The 20,145-nt window shown below is 72.8% G+C and carries 17 protein-coding genes; 5 read left to right on the top strand and 12 right to left on the bottom strand.

Annotated elements, in window-relative coordinates:
* Positions 1-35: 35 nt before the first annotated feature.
* Entirely contained in the window at positions 36-1,616 is a 1,581-nt protein-coding gene (locus tag M1L56_RS11040) for an MFS transporter (RefSeq protein ID WP_248599254.1), read from the top strand.
* On the opposite strand, the gene M1L56_RS11045 is transcribed toward M1L56_RS11040, so the two are convergent.
* Positions 1,585-2,394, bottom strand: coding sequence for an NAD(P)-binding domain-containing protein (locus M1L56_RS11045; protein WP_282573488.1), 810 nt, complete (start codon positions 2,392-2,394; stop codon positions 1,585-1,587). The two genes, M1L56_RS11040 and M1L56_RS11045, sit on opposite strands and share 32 nt — an antisense overlap.
* 23 nt (positions 2,395-2,417) lie before the next feature.
* On the opposite strand from M1L56_RS11045, the gene M1L56_RS11050 reads away from it, so the two are divergent.
* Positions 2,418-3,518: an LLM class flavin-dependent oxidoreductase gene (locus M1L56_RS11050; protein WP_248599256.1), complete on the top strand. Its 1,101-nt coding sequence runs from the start codon at positions 2,418-2,420 to the stop codon at positions 3,516-3,518.
* 21 nt (positions 3,519-3,539) lie between these two features.
* Here M1L56_RS11050 and M1L56_RS11055 read toward each other — a convergent pair whose 3' ends face one another.
* The 10 genes from M1L56_RS11055 to M1L56_RS11100 form a co-directional block, all read right to left on the bottom strand.
* Positions 3,540-4,733 (bottom strand): cation:proton antiporter, encoded by a 1,194-nt coding sequence (locus M1L56_RS11055; protein ID WP_248599257.1) that lies wholly within the window; start codon positions 4,731-4,733, stop codon positions 3,540-3,542.
* A 13-nt stretch (positions 4,734-4,746) separates the two neighbouring features.
* Positions 4,747-5,241, bottom strand: a complete 495-nt coding sequence (locus tag M1L56_RS16115) for a cation:proton antiporter regulatory subunit (protein ID WP_067945842.1) — start codon at positions 5,239-5,241, stop codon at positions 4,747-4,749.
* A 75-nt stretch (positions 5,242-5,316) separates the two neighbouring features.
* Positions 5,317-6,198 carry a metal-dependent hydrolase gene (locus tag M1L56_RS11065; RefSeq protein WP_248599258.1) on the bottom strand — a complete coding sequence of 294 codons (882 nt, stop codon included), beginning with the start codon at positions 6,196-6,198 and terminating at the stop codon, positions 5,317-5,319.
* Positions 6,198-6,377 carry a hypothetical protein gene (locus tag M1L56_RS11070; RefSeq protein ID WP_067945838.1) on the bottom strand — a complete coding sequence of 60 codons (180 nt, stop codon included), beginning with the start codon at positions 6,375-6,377 and terminating at the stop codon, positions 6,198-6,200. Before M1L56_RS11070 ends, M1L56_RS11065 begins: the two co-directional genes overlap by 1 nt.
* A gap of 71 nt (positions 6,378-6,448) precedes the next feature.
* Positions 6,449-7,624: an acyl-CoA dehydrogenase family protein gene (locus M1L56_RS11075; RefSeq protein WP_248599259.1), complete on the bottom strand. Its 1,176-nt coding sequence runs from the start codon at positions 7,622-7,624 to the stop codon at positions 6,449-6,451.
* Positions 7,625-7,633: 9 nt separating this feature from the next.
* Positions 7,634-8,602, bottom strand: a complete 969-nt coding sequence (locus M1L56_RS11080) for a DUF4349 domain-containing protein (RefSeq protein ID WP_248599260.1) — start codon at positions 8,600-8,602, stop codon at positions 7,634-7,636.
* Between the two features lie 91 nt (positions 8,603-8,693).
* Complete coding sequence (locus M1L56_RS11085) at positions 8,694-10,133, bottom strand: carotenoid oxygenase family protein (protein WP_248599261.1); 1,440 nt, start codon at positions 10,131-10,133, stop codon at positions 8,694-8,696.
* Positions 10,130-11,686 (bottom strand): phytoene desaturase family protein, encoded by a 1,557-nt coding sequence (gene crtI / locus M1L56_RS11090; RefSeq protein WP_248599262.1) that lies wholly within the window; start codon positions 11,684-11,686, stop codon positions 10,130-10,132. Before crtI ends, M1L56_RS11085 begins: the two co-directional genes overlap by 4 nt.
* 51 nt (positions 11,687-11,737) lie before the next feature.
* Positions 11,738-12,568 carry an aldo/keto reductase gene (locus M1L56_RS11095; RefSeq protein WP_248599263.1) on the bottom strand — a complete coding sequence of 277 codons (831 nt, stop codon included), beginning with the start codon at positions 12,566-12,568 and terminating at the stop codon, positions 11,738-11,740.
* Positions 12,569-12,610: 42 nt separating this feature from the next.
* Positions 12,611-13,819 carry an MFS transporter gene (locus M1L56_RS11100; RefSeq protein ID WP_248599264.1) on the bottom strand — a complete coding sequence of 403 codons (1,209 nt, stop codon included), beginning with the start codon at positions 13,817-13,819 and terminating at the stop codon, positions 12,611-12,613.
* Between the two features lie 95 nt (positions 13,820-13,914).
* Here M1L56_RS11100 and M1L56_RS11105 point away from each other — a divergent pair, with 95 nt between their 5' ends.
* Together M1L56_RS11105 and M1L56_RS11110 are read left to right on the top strand one after the other, a co-directional pair.
* Positions 13,915-14,250: a helix-turn-helix transcriptional regulator gene (locus M1L56_RS11105; protein WP_067945863.1), complete on the top strand. Its 336-nt coding sequence runs from the start codon at positions 13,915-13,917 to the stop codon at positions 14,248-14,250.
* Positions 14,247-14,762 (top strand): SRPBCC domain-containing protein, encoded by a 516-nt coding sequence (locus tag M1L56_RS11110; RefSeq protein ID WP_248599265.1) that lies wholly within the window; start codon positions 14,247-14,249, stop codon positions 14,760-14,762. Before M1L56_RS11105 ends, M1L56_RS11110 begins: the two co-directional genes overlap by 4 nt.
* Here the strand turns inward: M1L56_RS11110 and hrpA are convergent.
* A complete protein-coding gene (gene hrpA, locus M1L56_RS11115) occupies positions 14,743-18,792 on the bottom strand; it encodes an ATP-dependent RNA helicase HrpA (protein WP_248599266.1) in 4,050 nt (1,349 codons plus the stop codon). The genes M1L56_RS11110 and hrpA overlap by 20 nt on opposite strands.
* Positions 18,793-18,912: 120 nt before the next feature.
* Here hrpA and M1L56_RS11120 point away from each other — a divergent pair, with 120 nt between their 5' ends.
* Positions 18,913-19,755: an aldo/keto reductase gene (locus M1L56_RS11120; protein WP_248599267.1), complete on the top strand. Its 843-nt coding sequence runs from the start codon at positions 18,913-18,915 to the stop codon at positions 19,753-19,755.
* Positions 19,756-20,145 lie beyond the last annotated feature (390 nt).

The raw sequence follows: 20,145 nt of genomic DNA on the forward strand, positions 1-20,145 counted from the left end.
CGGAGGCTCGCGCGTCCGGGCGTAGGCTGGAGCGGATGTCGCAGCCTGCCAGCAGCCCCCCGGTCATGGGGAACGACAAGCGGTGGCGCGCCTACTGGGTGTGCGTCGCCGTGGCGGCGATCACGATCATGGACCTCACGAAGGTGAACGTCGCGCTGCCCTCCATCGAGGAGGCGCTCGGGGCGTCGTCGACCGAGCTGCAGCTGCTCGTGTCGGGCTTCGTGCTCACGTTCGGGCTCACCCTCGTGCCCGCCGGGCGCCTCGGCGACCAGGGGTCGCGCAAGGCGATGTTCCTCATCGGCCTCTCGCTGTTCACCCTCACGAGCCTCCTCTGCGCGCTCGCCCCCACGTCGGGCGTGCTGCTCGTCGGGCGGCTCCTGCAGGGCGTCGCCGCGGGCATCCAGATGCCCCAGGTGCTCGGGCTCATCCAACAGCTGTTCCAGGGCGCCGAGCGCGGCGCGGCGTTCGGGCTCTTCGGCGCGACCATCGGCATCTCGACCGCGTTCGGCCCGACGCTCGGCGGCCTCGCCATCGCGATCGGCGGTCCCGTCGACGGATGGCGCGGGATCTTCTGGATGAACGTGCCGCTCGCGCTCGCCGCGATCGCCTTCGCCGCCCGGCTGCTGCCGGGGCGCCCGAAGGACGCGGGGGAGCGGCCGCGCATCTCGCTGGATCCGGTCGGCGTCCTGCTGTTCGGCGCTGTGGTGATCTCGCTGATGTGGCCGTTCCTCTTCACCACCGGCTCGCCCGACGACGATCCGGCCCGGTGGTGGACCCTCGTGGCCTTCGTCGTGGCCGTCGTGGCGTTCCTGTGGTGGGAACGGCGCTACGCGGCATCCGGTCGGGCGCCCCTGGTCCCGCTGGGACTGTTCTCGCTGCGGTCGTACCGCAACGGCACGCTCCTCGCGGTCGCCTACTTCGCCGCGATGCCGTCGGCGTTCCTGCTCACGAACCTGTTCCTGCAGCAGGGACTCGGCCTGGAGCCGGTGTTCGCCGGCATGGTGACGATCGGCTTCGCGCTGTCGAGCGCCGTCACCTCGTGGCTGGGCGGACGCCTCGTCAACCGGGTCGGCCGGCCGCTCGTCGTCGGCGGGCTCCTGCTGCTGCTGCTCGGGTTCGGCATCCTCGTGCTCGTCGCGATCGGCACGCCGCCCGAGCTGACGCCGTGGGTCATGGCGGCGGTCATGCTCATCGGCGGCGCCGGCGGCGGCTTCGTCATCGCCCCGAACCAGGTGCTCGCACTGTCGGAGGTGCCGGTCGTGCAGGGCGGCCTGGCCGGCTCGGTCGGCCAGCTCGGGCAGCGCATCGGCACGGCGATCGGCACGGCGGTGGCGCTGTCGCTGTTCTACGCCACGATCTACCGCGCGCCCGCCGCGGAGGCGCGGATCGACGTGTTCCACGAGGCGTACGCGCTCGGCATGGGCGCGGTCGTCGCCCTCCTGCTCGTCGCCCTCGCGGTGGGGCTGGTCGACCTGCGGCAGCGCCGCGACGGCTCGGTGCCCCCGCCGGATGCCGCGACCGGGGCCCAGACGGCTGCGGCGCGGACTGCCGACCCGTCGTCCGACGCGGCCGGAGGTCGGACGCCTACCCGACGGGCACGCGCTCGTCGGCCATGAGCGCCGCGAGCTCGCTCGCGGACAGCTCGCGGCCGAATGCGGGGTGACCGGGCTCGAGCGCCCGGCCGTTGGCGAGCCGGCCGCCGTCGACGGCGTCGAAGCCGAGGTCGTCGATGAGGCGCGCGACGAGGTCCCGCGCGTCCGCGTCGTCGCCGACGACCGCGAGCGCGCGCCGCAGCGGCGATCCGGCCGGCATCGCGTCGTCCTCCATCTCGTGGTAGCCGAGGTGGTTGAGCGACTTGACGATGCGGGCTCGGGGGTTGATCGCGGCGTGGATCTCGCTCGTCGTGCGAGGATCCTCGTCGACGGCCGGGATGGTGCCGTCGATCGGGGGCCAGTAGTTCGTCGCGTCGACGACGACCTTGCCGTCGAAGGCCTCCCAGGGCACCGTGCGGGACTTGCCGAACGGCACGGCGACGATGATGAGGTCGGCGTCCTCGACGAGTCGTGCCGGATCGGCGACGCGCGCTCCCGGTGCGACGACCGAGACCAGCAGGTCGAGCGCGGTCTGTCGGGGCGATCCGCTGAGGACGACCTCGTACCCTGCGGCGAGGAGCAGGCGCGCGAGGGCGGTGCCCACCTTCCCGGCTCCGAAGATGCCGATCACGGGTCGTTCGTCCGTCACGTCCGCTCGCTCCTGCCTGTCGTCCTCCGGGGCCGGCCGCAACTCGGCCGTCGGAATCTGGGAACGCCGACGGGACCTCGGGCATTCCCCGCGTCCGGGTCGGCGGAATAGTCTCGACGCGGACGGGGTTCCACCCGGTGCATGCACATGCATCGATCTCGACGAGGGAGCAGCGGATGACGCGCCACCACCAGTTCGGACTCGACACCTTCGGCGACGTGACCGTCGGCCCCGATGGCGAGTTGCTCACGCACGCCCAAGTGCTGCGCAACGTCGTCGACGAGGCGGTCCTCGCCGACCGGCTCGGCCTCGACTTCTTCGGCGTGGGCGAGCACCACCGCCACGAGTTCGCGATCTCGGCGCCCGAGGTCGTGCTGGCCGCGATCGCGAGCCGGACCGAGCGCATCCGGCTCGGCTCGGCCGTCACCGTGCTGAGCTCCGACGACCCCGTGCGCGTCTACCAGCGCTTCGCGACGCTCGACGGCCTCTCGGGTGGCCGGGCCGAGGTGATCCTCGGTCGTGGCTCGTTCATCGAGTCCTTCCCGCTCTTCGGCTACGAGCTCAGCCAGTACCAGGACCTGTTCGAGGAGAAGCTCAACCTGTTCGCCGCGCTGCTGCCGCAGGAACCGGTCACCTGGGAGGGCAAGCTGCGCTCCTCGCTCACCGACCAGCTCGTGTACCCGCGCGTGGAGGGCGGCAGCCTCACGACGTGGGTCGGCGTCGGCGGCAGCCCCGAGTCGGTGGTGCGCGCCGCGAACTACGGCCTCCCGCTCGTGCTCGCGATCATCGGCGGCAGCCCCGCCCGGTTCGCGCCGCTGGCGGAGCTGTACCGCAAGGCCCTCGCCCAGTTCGGCCACGAACCGCAGCCCATCGCGGTCCACTCGCCCGGCATCGTCGCCGACACCGACGAGGAGGCGCTCGAGACGCTGTGGCCGCACTACGAGGTCATCATGAACCGCATCGGTCGCGAGCGGGGCTGGGGTGCCGTGACCCGCGATCACTTCGAGAGCGAGGCGAGCCCGCACGGCGCGCTCTACGCCGGTTCCCCGGAGACCGTCGCGCAGAAGATCGCCGCGGCGCTGCGCGTCCTCGGGGCCGACCGGTTCGACCTCAAGTACTCCAACGGCACCCTGCCGCACGAGGCCATGATGCGCACCATCGAGCTGTACGCGACGAAGGTCGTGCCGCGCGTGCGCGAGCTGCTGGCCGAGTCCGGTTCCGAGCCGGGGTCGACGGATGCCGCGGCCGCGGAGCCGCGCGAGGCCGGCGCCGGCTGAGCCCGGGGTCGTCGCCCGGGCTCAGGGCCGGGCGACGGCACTCGCCGTCGACGACCGGCGCCGGACGGCGGCGCGGAACCAGGTGGCATCCGGCAGTCGCGCGAGGAACGTGCCGCCGACGATCGTGATGAGCACGTACGCCGTCGCGAGCGGTGCCAGCGCCGGCTCGATCCCGGCGCCCACCGCCAGGCCGGCGATCACGATGGAGAACTCGCCCCGCGGCGCGAGCACGAGGCCGGCACGCCACTGGCCGAGCGTGCCCACGCCGGCGCGCCGCGCCGCGTACGCGCCGGAGACGAGCTTCGTCATGATCGTCACGGCCGCGAGCGAGGCCGCCGCGGGGATCATCGAGATGATCGCCGCGGAGTCGGTCGTGAGGCCGAAGAAGACGAAGAACATTGCCGCGAACAGGTCGCGCAGCGGCGTGAGGACGGCGCTCGCGTTCGCGGCGACGCGGCCCGAGAGCGCGATGCCGACGAGGAACGCCCCGACGGCCGCCGAGACGTTGACCTCCTGCGCGAAGCCGGCGACGAGCATCACGAGACCGAGCACGCCGAGGAGCAGCGGCTCGGAGTGCTCCGCGGGGAACAGGCGCGAGACGATGTGGCCGTGGCGCAGCGCCACGAACAGGATCACGAGGACGACGGCGACCGCGATAGCCACCGCGACGGCGCCCTGCATCAGGCTGACGCCGATCACGAGCGCGGACAGCACCGGCAGGTAGAACGCCATCGCCAGGTCCTCGAGCACGAGGATCGCGAGCACCGACGGCGTCTCGCGGTTGGACAGGCGCCCGAGGTCGCGCATGAGCTTCGCGATGACGCCGGACGACGAGATCCACGTCACGCCGGCGAGCGCCACCGCCGCGATCGGACCCCAGCCGAGCATGAGGGCCATGGCGGCGCCCGGCAGTGCGTTGAGCACGGCGTCGACGACGCCGGCGGTGCGGGACGACTTCAGTCCCGTGACGAGTTCCTGCGCCGTGTACTCCAACCCGAGCAGGGCGAGCAGCAGGATCACGCCGATCTCCGCGCCGGTGGCGAAGAACTCCTCGCTCGCGTCGAGCGGCAGCAGGCCGCCGTTGCCGAAGGCGAGGCCGAGCAGCAGGTAGAACGGGATGGGCGAGATGCCGAGGCGGAGGGAGAGGCGCCCGAGGAGGCTCATGCCGAGGAGCAGCGCGCCGACTTCGATGAGGAGCAGCGTGGTCTCGTGCATCCCGGGCCCCGCGTCAGTCGGGACCGTGTGCGAGCAGTCGGGCGACCCCGTCGAGCCCTCGCCGTGTGCCGACCGCCACGATCACGTCGCCGGCGCGGAGCACCTCCGCGGGCGTGGGCGACGGGATGAGCTGCCCGTCGCGCACGATCGCGACGATCGACGAGTGCGTGCGCGTGCGCGCCTTCGTGTCGCCGAGGGGATGGTTGAGGAAGGGCGAGTCGGTGGGCAGCGCGATCTGCTCGGTGAACAGCCCGGCCGTCTCATCCGACAGGCTGGTGAGGCGCGACATCATGACCGACGTGCCGAGCACGTCGGCGAGCGCGGCCGCCTCGTCGTCGTTCAGGGGGATGGTGTCGCGGCATGCGTCGGGGTCGTCCTCGTCGAAGACGCCGAGATCGCGCTCGCCATCCCGGTGCGACACCACGCTGATGCGCCGCCCGCCCTCGGTGACGAGGTCGTGGCGGAAGCCGATCCCGGGAAGATCCACCTTCTCGATGCGAATACCCACGTCGGACATGCTAACGCCGACAGTCGACGTCGAGGCTGAGGAACGCTCAGGGCGGTGCCGGCGCCGCGGATCCCCTCAGGACGCGGCCGAGCCCGCCTCGACCCGGGTGGTCATCATCAGCACCGGAGTGCCGCCGTCCTCGCCGAGGTCGAACGCCACGCGGATGCCGCCGAGCTCGCCCAGGGAGTCCGCGTGGGTGCCGCCGCACGGGATGCGCGCCGACCCGCCGGGCAGCTCGCAGATCCACGTGCGCCGATCGGTGAGGTGCTCGCCGACGCGCTCGATGCGGACGCGTGCGTCGGCGGCGACCCAGTCCGCCAACGTGGCGTCGACGGATGCCGCGAGCTCGTCGAGGTGCTCGGCGAGCCCGGTCGCGTCGAAGCCGGCGCGGCGCAGCGACTTGTTCAACCGGTACCGGTCGACCGACCCGTCCGGCTCGATGCGCGAGGTCGCGATCGCGATGCCGTCGAAGTCCGGCGCGCCGAGGGCGTCCTCGCGAGCGGACTTGGACCACCGGTCGGCGAGGGCGCGGTTCAGCGCGAGCGAGGCCGCGTGGCAGGCCGTGTGGCCGCGCGAGAGGGAACGGCGGAGCGCGGCATCCGCCTCGAACTGGACCTCGGTGCCCTCGGTCACCGGCGCGTCGGCGTCGACGAGGTGCGCGACGAGGAACGACCAGCCGTCGGTGCCGGGGCGGACCGGGACGTCGCCGATGTGCAGCGACTCGCCGTCGGTGGCCGCGACGACCGCGTCGTGCACCGCCAGCTCGCGGCCGTCGACTCGCAGCACGCCCGCATCCGCCGGCTGGTCGGGCCAGGCGTGATCGACGGGGTGGATGCTCGTGCGGTCGGTGAACACCGCGAGCGCGCCGTCGTGCGGGGCGACGTGCAGGACCGTGGCCGTGGCGGTGAGGTCCCCGACGGGGAAGGTGACGACGGTGTCCTCGCCGGGCAGCGCCATCAGACCCCGCTCTCGCGGTGGCCGAGCAGCTGGATCGGCACGGCCATGGCCGCGGCGACGCAGAGGATGCCGCCGAAGAAGACGAGGGCCTCGAACCCGGCGACCTGGTCGGCGATGCTCATGAGCCACATGCCGAAGACGAAGATCGCCATGGAGATGATGTAGGGGAACGCACTCACGGGTACCTCCTCGGGTATGCGGCCGGTGCCGCGGCGCCAGTCTATCGACGGCGTCGTCGCGCCGCGGGTCCTCAGTCCCGCACCGGGCCGAGCAGCGCCGTGGCGATGGCTCCGAGCGCGCCGTCGTCGCTCGACGGGTGGAAGGCGCCCGCGAGCACGTCGCGCTGGAGTCGGCCCAGCTCGTCGCCCGCGAAGAACGTGCGCCCGCCGGAGACGCGCACCGCGGCCTCCACGACCCCGCGGGCAGCGGCGACCGCCCGCATCTTCAGGCCCGACGGCCTGGCGAACCGGAACGCGCCGTGATCGACGCCGTCCGCGACGTCGCGGGCGAGGGCGTCCAGCTGGGGTCCGATCGCCTCGAGCAGCGACCCGGCCTCGGCGATGCGGCGGCGCACGTCGGGATCCTCCGACCGCGGTACGCCGGTCCGCTTCGAGACGCGCGTCGACGCGGAGGCGACGGCGAGCTCGAGCGCCCGGTCGGCGAGCCCCGCGTACACCGACGAGATGAGCAGCTCGAAGCACGCGAAGATCGCGTACGCGAACGGGTCGTCCGTCGGACCCGGGTCGAGGCGCCGCACGATCCGATCCCGCGCCGCCACTGCGCCGTCGAGCACGGTCGTGCGGCTCTGGGTGGCGCGCATGCCGATGGTGTCCCAGTCGTCGAGCGTGCGCACGTCGGGGTCGTCGCGGTCGATGAACCCGTACACCAGCTTGGGTGCGTCATCCGACGCGGTGTCGAGGCCGTGCACGCCGAGGCGGGTCCACGCGGGGGAGAGCGAGGTGAAGATCTTCCGACCGGTGTAGCGGACCGTGCCGTCGCGCTGCGGGTCCGCGATCGTGTCCGAGCCGAACAGCATCAGGTCGTTGCCGGCCTCCGAGATTCCGAACGCGAACACCTCGCCCGCGGCCGCCTCGCGCAGCAGGAAGTCGAGCGAGTCGTCGTCGCGATCGTGCAGGACGCGGGCGACGCTCGTCCAGACGAGGTGCATGTTCACCCCCAGCGCGGTCGCGGGCGCGGCCGAGGCGAGGCGCCGCTGCGCGGCCACGAGGGTCGGCAGGTCCCAGCCGAGCCCGCCCAGGCCGCTGGGCACCACCGCACCGAGGTAGCCGGCCTCGCGCAGCTCGGCGAGGTCGTCGGCGAAGAACGCGTTGTCGCGGTCGTACCCGGCCGCGCGTTCGCGGAACCGCTCGAGGAGGTCGTCGTCGAGGACCTGCGCGGGCGTCGGAGGCGGAGTGGTCGTCGGCACGGCGCCAGCCTACGCGCGGTCGCCCCCGCCCGGCCCGGCGTCGCCGGGGTCATCGGGTGCGGCCGGTGCGGCCGGCGGTGCGTGCGGGTGGCTCCGGCGCCGAGCCCGGATGGCGAGCAGCACGATCCCCGTCACGACCGCGGCGACCACGAGCGCCGCGCCGAGCCAGGGCAGCAGGACGCCGGCCACGACGAGCAGGCCCGAGGCGAACCGCACGAGGGCCTCCCATCCGGCGGCCACGCCCGACCAGAAGTCGTCCGGGCCCGCCTCGGGGGCCACGCCCTCCGAGAGCAGCTCGACCGTGAGCGTCGAGTAGTCCACCTGATCGGCGAGGCGGTCGCGACGCGTCGTCAGGCTGTCGAGCTCCGCCTGCCGGGTCGTGAGCTCCGACTCGATGGCGATGAGGTCGGCCGTGTCGTCCGCCTCGGCGAGGAGCGCGAGCAGGCGGTCGACCGAGGCCTGCAGGGCCTCGATCCGGGCGTCGAGGTCCTGTCGCTCCTGCGTTACGTCGGTCGCATCGAGCTGGACGGACGAGACGTCGCCGAGCTCGCGGAGGTCGGCGAGCACGGCGTCGAGGCCGTCGGAGGGGATCCGCAGGACGAGCGTCGCACGGGCGCGCTGCGTGTCCGTCCCGGGCGTCTCGCTGCGGCTCTCGACGCGTCCGCCCGCCCGGTCGGCGAGGTCCGCCACCTCCGCCGCCGATTCGACGGGGTCGTCGACCGTCAGGGCGAGCCACCCGGTCGTGATGACGCTGCGGTCGTCGTCCTGGTCGACCTGCCGATCCTCGCCGAACTGCTCCTCGTCGCGCGGTGCGACGCCCTCGCCGCCCTCGGCGGGCGCGTCCACGCCGACGTCCGGCTGGGACACCCCGCCGGAGTCGTCCCCCGCGTCGCTCCCGGACGTGCCGATCCCGCAGCCGCCGAGCAGGAGGACCGTGAGCGCGGCGGAGGCCGCGAGGAGCGCGCGTCGTCGCATCATGCGGTCACGGTACTCCCGGCGGGCGGCCCGGGGTCTGGGGGCGGGCTGCGAGTCAGGTCACGATCGGGTTGCGCTTGGCCGCGGCATCCGCTCAGGCCGAGGGGCGGTCGCCGTAGAACTGGCCGTGGTAGCCGAGGAGCACCGGATGCGGGAGCTCGGCGCGCGCGAGCTCGGTGAACGACGCGGCGTCGAGGACGAGCAGGAAGGACGTGCCGACCGCGGCGTCGAGGACCACCGAGAGCACCACCCCGTCGTCCTGGGCCTGCCGGCCCGGACGACCCACGAAGACGCCCTCGCCCGGGTAGCAGTCCGCCTCGTGCCACGTGGCCGTCTCGCCGCCCGCGAGGTCGACCTTCACGAGGCGGTCGTAGAAGCCGCGCTCCCCGCGGACCCCGACGCCGTAGACGTAGCGCAGCTCGGGGCTCGTGTTGAACCGGGCGTAGTCCACATTCGGCAGCTCGATCCCCATCGGGGACCGCTCCTCGGCGTGCAGCCGCACGTCCGGACCGTCCAGCGGGATGCGCAGCCGGCGCAGCGTCCCCGGTGGGATCCGGACGTCGGGCTCGGCCAGGCGATGCAGGTAGAAGGACTCGATCACCGAGGCGTCGTCGTACGCCACGAGATCCACGACGACCGATCCGTCCTCGTCGTCGTAGGCGTTCACGTGATGGAACGCGAAGAACGGGTCGGCCGTCATCGTTCGGACGTGCGCGCCGCTCTCGCGATCGAACACGTGGATCCGCGTGCCGCGTTCGGGCTTCCAGCGGAAGTTCTCGATGTACGGCCGGAGCCACAGCAGGAGCGCGAGCGGGTTGACCACGAGCGGGAACTCGACCAGCACCAGGTGGCGGGCCGACATGCCGAAGGAGTGGATGTAGGACGGCTCGCGGACCGGCCTCGACGCGATCGTCTCGCCCTGCAGCAGGCCGGGGTCGCGCGTGTCGACTCGCCGGAAGACGTAGTTGCTCACGGCGTTGTAGCGGGTGACGAGGTTGATCGCCTCGTGACGGGCCTCGTCGAGATGCGGATGGACCGTCGTCATCCGCCCGAACGTCGACGTGTCCCAGCCGGTGACGCCGACCGTGCGGAGCGTCTCGGGATCGAACTCGACCTGGATGGGGGTCTCGGCGAGGGCGAGGTAGTGCTCCGCGACGCGCGCGATGTTGACCTTCGCGCTGTCGGTGACCTGCGGGTCGAACACCGCCATCGCGCGGGCGAACAGCGAGCGGCAGGGGTCGGTCGCGAATTCGGGGTAGGCGATGCGCCCCTCGTCGCGCGCGGCGCGGTAGGACTCGGTCTCGAGGAACCGGTTGGCGTACGAGACGCGTCCGTCGTCGATCGTGAACCGGTGGAGCATCGCCAGCCCGTCGAACCAGTGGCGGTACCGCTGGGTGCCGACCCGGAACGTCCCCGGACCGTTGCGCAGCAGGGAGCCGGTGAGCCAGCGCGGCAGCTCGCCGCGTACGGGCACGTCGTCGAGCGTGACCTCGGGACTCTCGCCGAAGCCGTGGACGGCGTAGTCGGCGCTCATCGCGACACCGCGTCCATGGCGGGCCCCGGCCGTCTCGACGCCGGGCGTCGGCCGGGTCGCCGACGGGCGATGAGGTCGGCGGCGATCTTGCCCGAGGCGAGCACGGCGGGAATGCCCGCGCCGGGGTGCGTGCCGGCGCCGACCAGGTAGAGGCCGTCGACCCGCGGCGACCGGTTGTGCGGGCGGAACCACCCGGACTGGAACAGCGTGGGCTGCAGCGAGAACGCGGCGCCCCGGGGCGTGTTGAGCACGTCGCGGAAGTGCTCGGGGCCGATCGCGTGCTCGACCCGCAGGTGGGTGGCGAGGCCGGGGAGGTACCGCCGGTCGAGCAGGTCGACGACGAGGTCGCGGATGCGGCGCGCCGAGGCCTCCGGGACCGTTTCGCCGTCGTCGAGCGGCGGTGCGGCCACGAGCACGTACATCGCCTCGCACCCCTCGGGCGCCATCGACGGGTCCGTGCGCGTGGGCAGGTGGACGTAGAGGAACAGGTCGTCGGCGCTCACGGGTTCGGGGGGCGGCGTCCGGGAGCTCCGCGGGCGGCCGAACACGCGGCCCAGCACCCGCCGCGAGTCGCCGGAGAGCAGGAGGTTGTGGTGCGCGAGCGGCGTGTCCGGCCATGTGCGGTCGGCGCCGAAGTAGAGGACGTGCAGCGACATGCTCGGCTTCGTCGAGCGGAGCGGACCGCCGGTCGAGCCGTGCGCGGCACCCAGGAGCCGGTCGTAGGTGTATCCCGGATCGGCGTTCGACACGACGACGTCCGCGGGAAGCTCGCTGCCGTCCTCGAGGCGGACCCCGGTGATCCGGCCGTCCTGCACGAGGATCGCGTCCACCTCGACCCCGCACCGGATGCGCCCGCCGAGCCGCTCCAGCAGGGCGCCGAGGGCGTCGACGACCGCCGCGGTGCCGCCGACCGCGTAGTGGACGCCCCAGCGGCGCTCGAACTCGACGATGAGCGAGTAGAGGGCGGGCGTGCGGGCGGGGTGGCCGCCGATGAGCAGCGGGTGGAACGCCAGCGCTCGCCGGAGGAACGGATCGCGGATGCAGCCGTCGACGAGGCGCTGGACCCCGAGCGCGGCACGATGGCGGAGCAGGAACGGGAGCATCCGCAGCATCACGTGCACCTGCATCATGGGCCGCTCGGTGTACGGGTAGAACGCGTCGAAGATGCGGGAGACCCGGCGGCTGAGGCGCTCGTATCCGCGTTCGTCCGCGGGGCTCCGCCGAGCCACCTCCTCGCGCATGCGGGCAGCGTCGGCGTGGAAGTCGAAGTGCGAGCCGTCGGCGTCGAAGGCGCGGTAGAAGGGGTCGAGCGGCACGAGCCGCACGTGGTCCTCGAGGCGCTCGCCGGCGAGGGCGAACAGCTCCTCGAACATGAACGGCGCGGTGAGCACGGTGGGGCCGCCGTCGAACCGGAACCCGTCGAGCTCGTAGAGGTACGCTCGCCCGCCGATGCGGTCCCGCTGCTCGAGCACGACGACGTCGTGCCCGGCCGCGGCCAGCCGGATGGCGGCGGCCAGGCCGCCGAAGCCGCTCCCGATGACGACCGCCTGCATCCGGTCACCATAACCGCGAGCCGGGTGCGGCGCCGTCCATCGTTCGATGGATCAGTCGTCGTCCGGATCGCGACCCGTGCGCTCGCCGGACTCGAGGCCGTCGATCGCCGCGACGTCGTCCTCGTCGAGCCGGAACGAGAACACGTCCAGGTTCTCCGCGATGCGCTCCGGCGAGGACGCCTTGGGGATCACGATCGTGCCGTTCGCGACGTGCCAGGTGAGCACGACCTGCGCCGCCGATCGACCGTGCTTGGCGGCGATCCGCTCCAGCACGGGGTCGCCGAGCAGGCGCCCGCGGGCGAGCGGCGACCACGCCTCGGTGCGGACGCCGAGGCGCTCGTGCGCCGCGCGGAGCTCGCGCTGCGGCAGCCACGGATGCAGCTCCACCTGGTTCACGACGGGTGTCACGCCGGTCTCGTCGATCAGCCGCTCGAGGTGGTGCGCGTGGAAGTTCGAGACGCCGATCGAGGCCGCCCGGCCCTCCTCGCGCAGTCTGACGAGCGCTCGCCACGTGTCGACGTAGCGGTCCTGCGACGGCACCGGCCAGTGGATGAGGTACAGGTCGAGTCGGTCGAGCCCGAAGCGATCCATCGAGGCGTCGAACGCCCGCAGGGTCTCGTCGTAGCCGTGGTCGTCGTTCCAGACCTTGCTCGTGACGAAGAGGTCGTCGCGCGGCAGCCCGCACTCGCGCACCGCGGCGCCCGCCTCGGCCTCGTTGCCGTAGAGGGCGGCGGTGTCGAGGTGCCGGTAGCCGAGGCGGATGGCCTCGAGCGCGAGCCGCGTGGCATCCGCCGCCGGGACCTTGTACATGCCGTACCCGACCTGCGGGATGGCCCGCCCGTCGGCGAGCTGAATGGTCGGGGCGAGGGGCGGATGCGGCATCCGTGCGCCTTTCGTCGGGAGCTCGCCGGGCGTGACCGCCCGTCAGCTCGGGGTGATCGCGACCGGTTCGGTGTCGGGGATCGGGCTCGCATCGCGCCCGCGCAGGTCGGGGTGCCAGCGGCGCGCGAGCGCGGGGACGACGAATCCGAGGAAGGCCAGCACGCCGGCCGCCCAGAAGGCGCCGACCGCGTCGTAGCCGTCGATGAGGAAGCCGGCGAGGGCCGATCCGAGGGCGGCGCCGATGAGCTGGCCGGTCCCGACCCACCCGTACGCCTCGGCGGTGTCGGAGAACTTCACGCTCGCCGACACGATCGCGAACAGCACCGCCAGCGCGGGGGCGATGCCGATGCCGGCGATGAAGAGGGTCACGGCGAGCCACCAGAAGTCCATCGAGAACGCGGCGAGCACCGTGCCGAAGAACACGATGAACATCCGGCGCGCGGTCGACCAGGGGCTGATCGGCGCGTGCCCGAAGCCCAGTCCGCCCGCGAGGCTGCCGATGGAGAAGATGGCGAGCACGATGCCGGCCTCCGCGCCGTCGTGGCCGAAGGCGGCGACGACGCCGGCCTCGATTGCGGCGCACGCGCCGATCAGGAGGAAGCCGACGATCGTCGCGAGCATGACGGGCGGGCGGGTGAGCACCTTGCCGAAGGCGCGCTTGGATCGGGGGATGCGCACGCGGCCCAGTTCCGGTGACGCGATGAACCAGATGCCGCCGACCACCATGAGGGCGGCGGCGAGCAGGATGCCCCAGACGGTGCCGACCTGCGTCGACACGAACGTGGTGACGACGGGGCCGACGACCCAGATGATCTCCTGCGCCGACGCGTCGAGCGAGAAGAGCGGCGTCAGTTGGCGCGAGTTCACCATCTTGGGGTAGATCGTGCGCACGGCCGGCTGCACGGGGGGCGTGGCGAGTCCGCAGATCAGGCCGATCAGCATGTACATCGGCACGGTGAGCGGCAGCACGCCGATGGCGATGACGGATGCCACGCACACGATGAGGGTGAGGATCAGCACCGGTCGCATGCCGAACCGACCCATCAGCCGGCTCGTGAGCGGCCCGGCGACGGCCTGGCCGATCGAGGTGGCGGCGAGGACGAGTCCGGCGGCGCCGTACGATCCGGTCTGCCGTTCGACGTGCAGCAGGAACGCGAGCGAGAGCATGCCCGACGGGAACCGTGCGGTGAGCTGCGCCGCGATGATGCGCGCGACGCCCTGGGTCTTGAGCAGGTCGGAGTAGCTGGCCACGGTGGCTCGATCCTATCGACGCGAACACTGTTCGTACGCACCGTCGAGACGATCAGTCTTCCGCTATATAACCACAGACTGATAGAGTGTCACCCGTGCACGCGTTCGACGTCCTCGGCGACCCGGTGCGCCGTCGCATCCTCGACCTGCTGGCCGAGGGGGAGCGGCCCGCGGGGGCGGTCGTCGACGTCGTGGCGGCGGAGTTCGGCATCACGCAGCCGGCCGTGTCGCGCCACCTCCGCATCCTGCGCGAGCAGGGGTTCGCCGCGGTGCGCGCCGAGGGTGCTCGCCGCATCTACTCGCTCGAGCGGGCCGGCGTCGAGTCCGCCGCCGCCGAACTCGACCGGTACCGGCGGTTCTGGTCGAATCGCCTCGACGCGCTGCACACCGAGGTCGCACGCGAACGACGTGCCCGACGGAAGGACGCATGATGGCCGTCACCGGCGAGATCCTGCCCGACGACCCGGGCTTCGAGCTGCGCTTCGACGAGGTCTACGACTCGGTCGCCGACGACCTCTGGGAGGCGATCACCACGCCCGAGCGGCTCGGGCGCTGGATGGCCGACTACCGGGGCGAGTTCCGGCTCGGCGGGCGCTGGCAGGCGTTCACGCGCGACGGCGAGCTGTACTGCGACGGGGAGGTCACGGCGTGCGAGCGGCCCCACGGCTTCACCACCACGTGGACCGTCGTCGGGGAGCCCTTGTCACTGGTCACCGTGCGCCTCGAGCCGGTCGAGGGCGGGCGCACCCGGCTGCGGCTCCGCCACGAGCGCGCGACGCGCCCCGACTACGGTCCCGGATGGCACACCTACCTCGAGAGCCTCGCGTGGCACCTCGCCGACCCGGGCGCGCCCCGGGATCGCGACCGCTGGGACGCCCGCTTCGCCGAGCTCGAACCGGGCTACGCGGCGCGCCTGGCCGCGCTCATTCCGCCAGCGCCTTGACGATGCGCTTGACCGACACCGTCTCGGCGGTGCGCAGCTCCTGCGCGAAGAGGCCGACGCGCAGCTCCTCGAGCATCCAGCGCACGCGCACCAGGCGCGGATCGGCCTCCGGGTCGATGGGGATCGTGCCGCCCGCCTTCGCGTGGGCCGACCGCGCCTGGTCGAACTCGGTGAGCCACTGCCGGTCGCGGCCCGGGTTGTCCTGCATGCGCTGCACGCGCACCGTGATCGCTTCGAGGTAGCGCGGCAGGTGCCGCAGCCGCTCGAGGCCCGTCGCCGACACGAATCCGGATGGCACGAGCGCCTCGAGCTGCGACCGTGCGTCGGCGAGCGCCGACATGAGCTGCAGGCTCGACGCCTTCGAGATCACCCGGTCGGCGTCGCGCGCCGCGACGAGGATCCTCGAGACGAGCGACACCGTCTCGAACATGCGGTCCATCACGTTCGCCGACACGGCATCGCGGACCGCCTCGAACTCCGCCCGCGTGCGCACGAGCCCGTCCGGGTGGCGGGCGCGCAGCTCGGCGTCGACGACGGCGGCGAGGCAGTCGTCGAGCAGTGCCCGCGGTCCGGCGTACGCGCTCGACGCGAGGGCGAGCTTCTCCTGGTTCGACAGGTGCTCCTGCACGTAGGCGACGGGTGACGGGGTCGCGAGCACGAGCAGCCGACGGATGCCGCGGCGCGAGGCCCGATCGCGTTCCTCGGCGGTCGGCACGAGCCGCAGCGCCACCGACGCGCCCTCGTCGACGAGGGCCGGGTACGCGCGGACCACGTTGCCCGCCTGGCGGGTGTCGACGTGCTCGGGGATGGACTCCCATGTCCACGAGGTGACGCCGGCCTGCTCGGCGAAGGCGGGAGCGGCGGTCGCCCGCCCGCTCGCGCCGGGCCGGCTCGCGGCGCGGTCGGGTCCAGCGGGGCCGGAGGTCGCGCCTGCGGCATCCGCTCGACCGTCGCCGGAGCCGCGGCCGCGTCGGGTGCCGCGCCCGCCGTCGGCGAACGTCGACGCCACCGCGCGGCTCGCCCGGTCGGCCAGGCGGCGCTGGAGCGCGCCGAGGTCCTTGTCGTCGCCGACCGTTCGCCCACGCTCGTCGACCGCGCGGAACGTCACGCGCAGGTGCGGCGGCAGCCGGTCCAGGTCGAAGTCCTCGGCGGTGACGGGCGCGTAGGTCAGGCGCTTGATGACGCCCGCGACCTGCTCGGCGAACGGCGGTCGCAGCTCGCCCGACTCGGGACCGGCGGGCAGCTCGGCGGAGATCTTCGCCGCCCATTCGGCGGCGGGTACGACCTGGCGGCGCAGCACCTTGGGCAGCGTGCGGAGCATGGCGGTGATGAGTTCGTCGCGCAGGCCCGGCACCTGCCAGTCGAAACCGGTCGGCTCCAGGCGCGGCAGCAGCACGAGCGGCACGAGCACGCTCACGCCGTCGTCCTCGGCACCCGGCTCGAAGCGGTAGCGGAGCGTGAGCGTCTGGTCGCCCTGGCGCCAGCGGTCGGGGAACCCGCCGTCGGTCGAGATCTCCTCCTCGCCGACGAGGTCGGCCGTGGACATGGTGAGCAGGTCGGGGGAGCGGCGGTGCTCGGCGCGCCACCAGCGTTCGAACGCGCGCGCGTCCGTGGCATCCGCCGGCAGTCGCTGCTCGTAGAACGCGACGACCGCCTCGTCGCCGCCGAGCACGTCGCGACGGCGCGTGCGCTCCTCGAGCTCGCCGAGCTCGCGACGCAGCTGCCGGTTCTTCCGGATGAAGGCGTACACGCGCTGGTCGAGCCGGTTCCAGTCCCAGTCCTCCTCGACGAGGGCGTGCCGGATGAACAGCTCGCGCGCGAGCGCCGCGTCGATGCGCGCGAGCTGCACGCGCCGCTTCGGCACGATCACGACGCCGAACAGCGTCACCTTCTCGTCGGCGACCGCCGAGCCCTGCCGGCGCTCCCAGCGCGGCTCCGAGTACGAGCGCTTCGCGAGCGGGCCGGCGAGCTGCTCGGCCCACGCCGGGTCGATCGCGGCGGCCGTGCGCGCGAACAGCCGGCTGGTCTCCACGAGCTCGGCGGCCATGAGCGCGGCCGGCGGCTTCTTCGCGAGCGCCGAGCCGGGGAACACCACGAAGCGGGCGTTCCGGGCGCCGGCGAACTCGGCCTGCTGGCGTCGCCCGCGACGCTCGGCCTCGCGCTGGCCGCCGGCGCCGCCGCGCCCGCTCGACGTGCGGCTGTCGTCGCGGATGCCGACCTGCGACAGCAGCCCCGCGAGCAGCGCGCGGTGGATGCCGTCGGGGTTCGGTGCGCCCGCCTCCTTGGCGACGTGCAACCCGAGCGGCTTCGCGAGGCGCACGAGCTGCCGGTAGAGGTCCTGCCACTCGCGCACGCGCAGGTAGTTCAGGAACTCGGTGCGGCACATGCGCCGGAACGCGTTGCCGGACAGCTCGCGCTGCTGCACCTCCAGGTGGTTCCAGAGGTTCAGCAGCGTCAGGAAGTCGCTCGTCGGGTCGACGAACCGGGCGTGCATCGCGTCGGCCTGCTCGCGGCGCTCGAGCGGTCGCTCGCGCGGATCCTGGATCGTCAGACCCGCGACGATCGCGAGCACCTCGCGGCTCACGCCCTGGGCCTTGGACTCCAGCACCATGCGCGCGAACCGCGGCTCGATGGGCAGGCGGGCGAGCTGGCGCCCGATCCGGGTGAGTTGCGGCCCGGTCGCGGCATCCGCGTCGTCGATCGCGCCGAGCTCGCGCAGCAGTTCGACGCCGTCGCGGATGCCACGGGCATCCGGCGGCGTCAGGAACGGGAACTCCTCGACGGCGCCGAGCCCGAGCGACGCCATCTGCAGGATGACGGCCGCCAGGTTCGTGCGCAGCACCTCCGGGTCGGTGAACTCCGGCCGCCTGCCGTAGTCCTCCTCGGAGTAGAGCCGGATCGCGATGCCCTCGCTCGTCCGCCCCGACCGGCCCGAGCGCTGGTTCGCGGACGCCTGCGAGATCGGCTCGATCGGGAGCCGCTGCACCTTCGACCGCGCGGAGTAGCGGCTGATGCGCGCGGTGCCCGCGTCGACGACGTAGCGGATGCCCGGGACCGTGAGGCTCGTCTCGGCGACGTTCGTCGCGAGCACGATGCGCCGCCGGAGCCCCGCGACCTTCGAGGGCTCGAACACGCGGTGCTGGTCGGCCGACGACAGCCGGCCGTAGAGGGGGAGCACCTCGGTCTCCCCGCCGCGACGCGCACCGCGACCGGTCGTGTAGTGCGCCCGCACGGCCGCCTCGGCGTCGCGGATCTCGCTCTCGCCCGAGAGGAACACGAGCACGTCGCCGGCCGACTCGCGCTCGAGCTCGTCGAGCGCGTCGAGGATGCCCTGCTGCACGTCGCGGTCCTCGGCGGCGGCGCCCTCGTCGTCGGCGTCCTCGCCCGAGCCGGAGCCCGCGGACTCGGCCACGAGCGGCCGGTAGCGGATCTCGACGGGGTAGGTGCGCCCCGACACCTCGATGATCGGCGCCGGCTCGCCCGCGCCATCCGCGAAGTGCCTCGCGAAGCTCTCGGGGTCGATCGTCGCGCTCGTGATGATCACGCGCAGGTCGGGGCGGCGGGGGAGCAGGCGCTTCAGGTACCCGAGCAGGAAGTCGATGTTGAGGCTGCGCTCGTGCGCCTCGTCGATGATGATCGTGTCGTACCGGCGCAGCTCGCGGTCTCGGTGGATCTCGTTCAGCAGGATGCCGTCGGTCATGACCTTGATGCGCGTCGACTCGCTGACGCGGTCGGTGAAGCGCACCTGGTAGCCGACGAGCCCGCCGAGCTCCGTGCCGAGCTCCTCGGCCACGCGCTCGGCGATCGTGCGCGCGGCGATGCGGCGCGGCTGGGTGTGCGCGATCGACTCGCGACCGAGCTCGAGGCAGATCTTCGGCAGCTGGGTGGTCTTGCCCGAGCCCGTGGCTCCCGCGACGATGACGACCTGGTGGTCGCGGATGGCGCGCGCGATGTCGTCGCGTCGACCGCTCACCGGCAGCTCGGCCGGGTAGGCGATCACGGGGATCGGCGGGAGGGTGCGCTCGGACATCAGCCCTCCATCGTATGGGCGGATGACGCGCGGGAGTGCGGGAGCCCCCGCACGCGGCATCCGCTTCGCGACGGGCGAACAGGGGATGGATTTTCCAGCCTCGGGGTGTTCCATGACGACATGACGCAGACATCGACCTCAGTGCCCCGAGTCCGCCTGAACGACGGCCACGAGATCCCGCAACTCGGGTTCGGCGTGTTCCTCGTGGACCCGCCCGAGACGGAGCGCATCGTCGCCGACGCGCTCGAGGTGGGCTACCGCCACATCGACACGGCCCGCATCTACGAGAACGAGGAGGGCGTGGGGCGCGCGCTCGCCGCGTCGGGCATCCCGCGCGAGGAGCTGTACGTCACGACGAAGCTCTGGAACTCGGACCAGGGCCACCGGTCGGCGCTCGACGCGTTCGACGCGAGCCTCGAGCGGCTCGGCCTCGACTACGTCGACCTGTACCTGATCCACTGGCCGGTCCCCTCGAAGGACCGGTACGTCGAGAGCTGGAGGGCGCTCGAGCAGATCCGCGAGTCGGGGCGGGCTCGCTCGATCGGCGTCTCGAACTTCCTCGCACCGCACCTGCAGCGGCTCATCGACGAGACCGGCGTCGTGCCGGCCGTCGACCAGATCGAGCTGCACCCCGCGCACCAGCAGCCCGAGACGACGGCCTTCGCCGCCGACAACGGCATCGCCATCGAGTCGTGGGGTCCGCTGGGGCAGGGCAAGTACCCGCTGCTCGAGATGGACGAGGTGACGGATGCCGCGGCCGCCCACGGAAAGAGCCCGGCCCAGGTCGTCATCCGCTGGCACCTCCAGCGAGGCTTCATCGTCTTCCCGAAGTCGAACCGGCGCGAGCGGATGGCGGAGAACTTCGACGTGTTCGACTTCGAGCTGTCCGACGCCGAGATGCAGCGCATCACCGACCTGGAGCGGGCCGGCCGGGTGGGTCCGGACCCCGCGAACTTCGGCTGAGCCGGGCTCCGTGGCCCGGAATCGCGCGGTCTGCGCGGTCCGGGTCACGGGGCGCCGCGAGCGGCCGGCGGGGGCGACACGCCCGGGATGCAGGCCCGATTTGCCGAGGCCCGCGGCAGCCCGTAGATTCTTTCTTGTCGCCACGGCGGAGCGGAGAGCGAGAAGCTCCCGGCCGCGAAGATGACAGTCTTAGCCAAACAGCCTCGAAGGCGCATATTGCGACTCGGTTGCTTCAAGCCTAAGATGACTACTCCACTCCCAAGTGAACCGAACGCCTCGAGCGTGCGGTCTCCGGTTGCGGACGCCCGGGATCTCTGATCCACGGGGCGAACGCCCGGCTCGGGGTGGTACAGTAGAGAGGTTGCCCTGGGGGCAGGCCGCGAGGCTGCA

The sequence above is a fragment of the Agromyces sp. C10 genome, assembly GCF_023217995.1.
Classification (GTDB): Bacteria; Actinomycetota; Actinomycetes; order Actinomycetales; family Microbacteriaceae; genus Agromyces; species Agromyces indicus.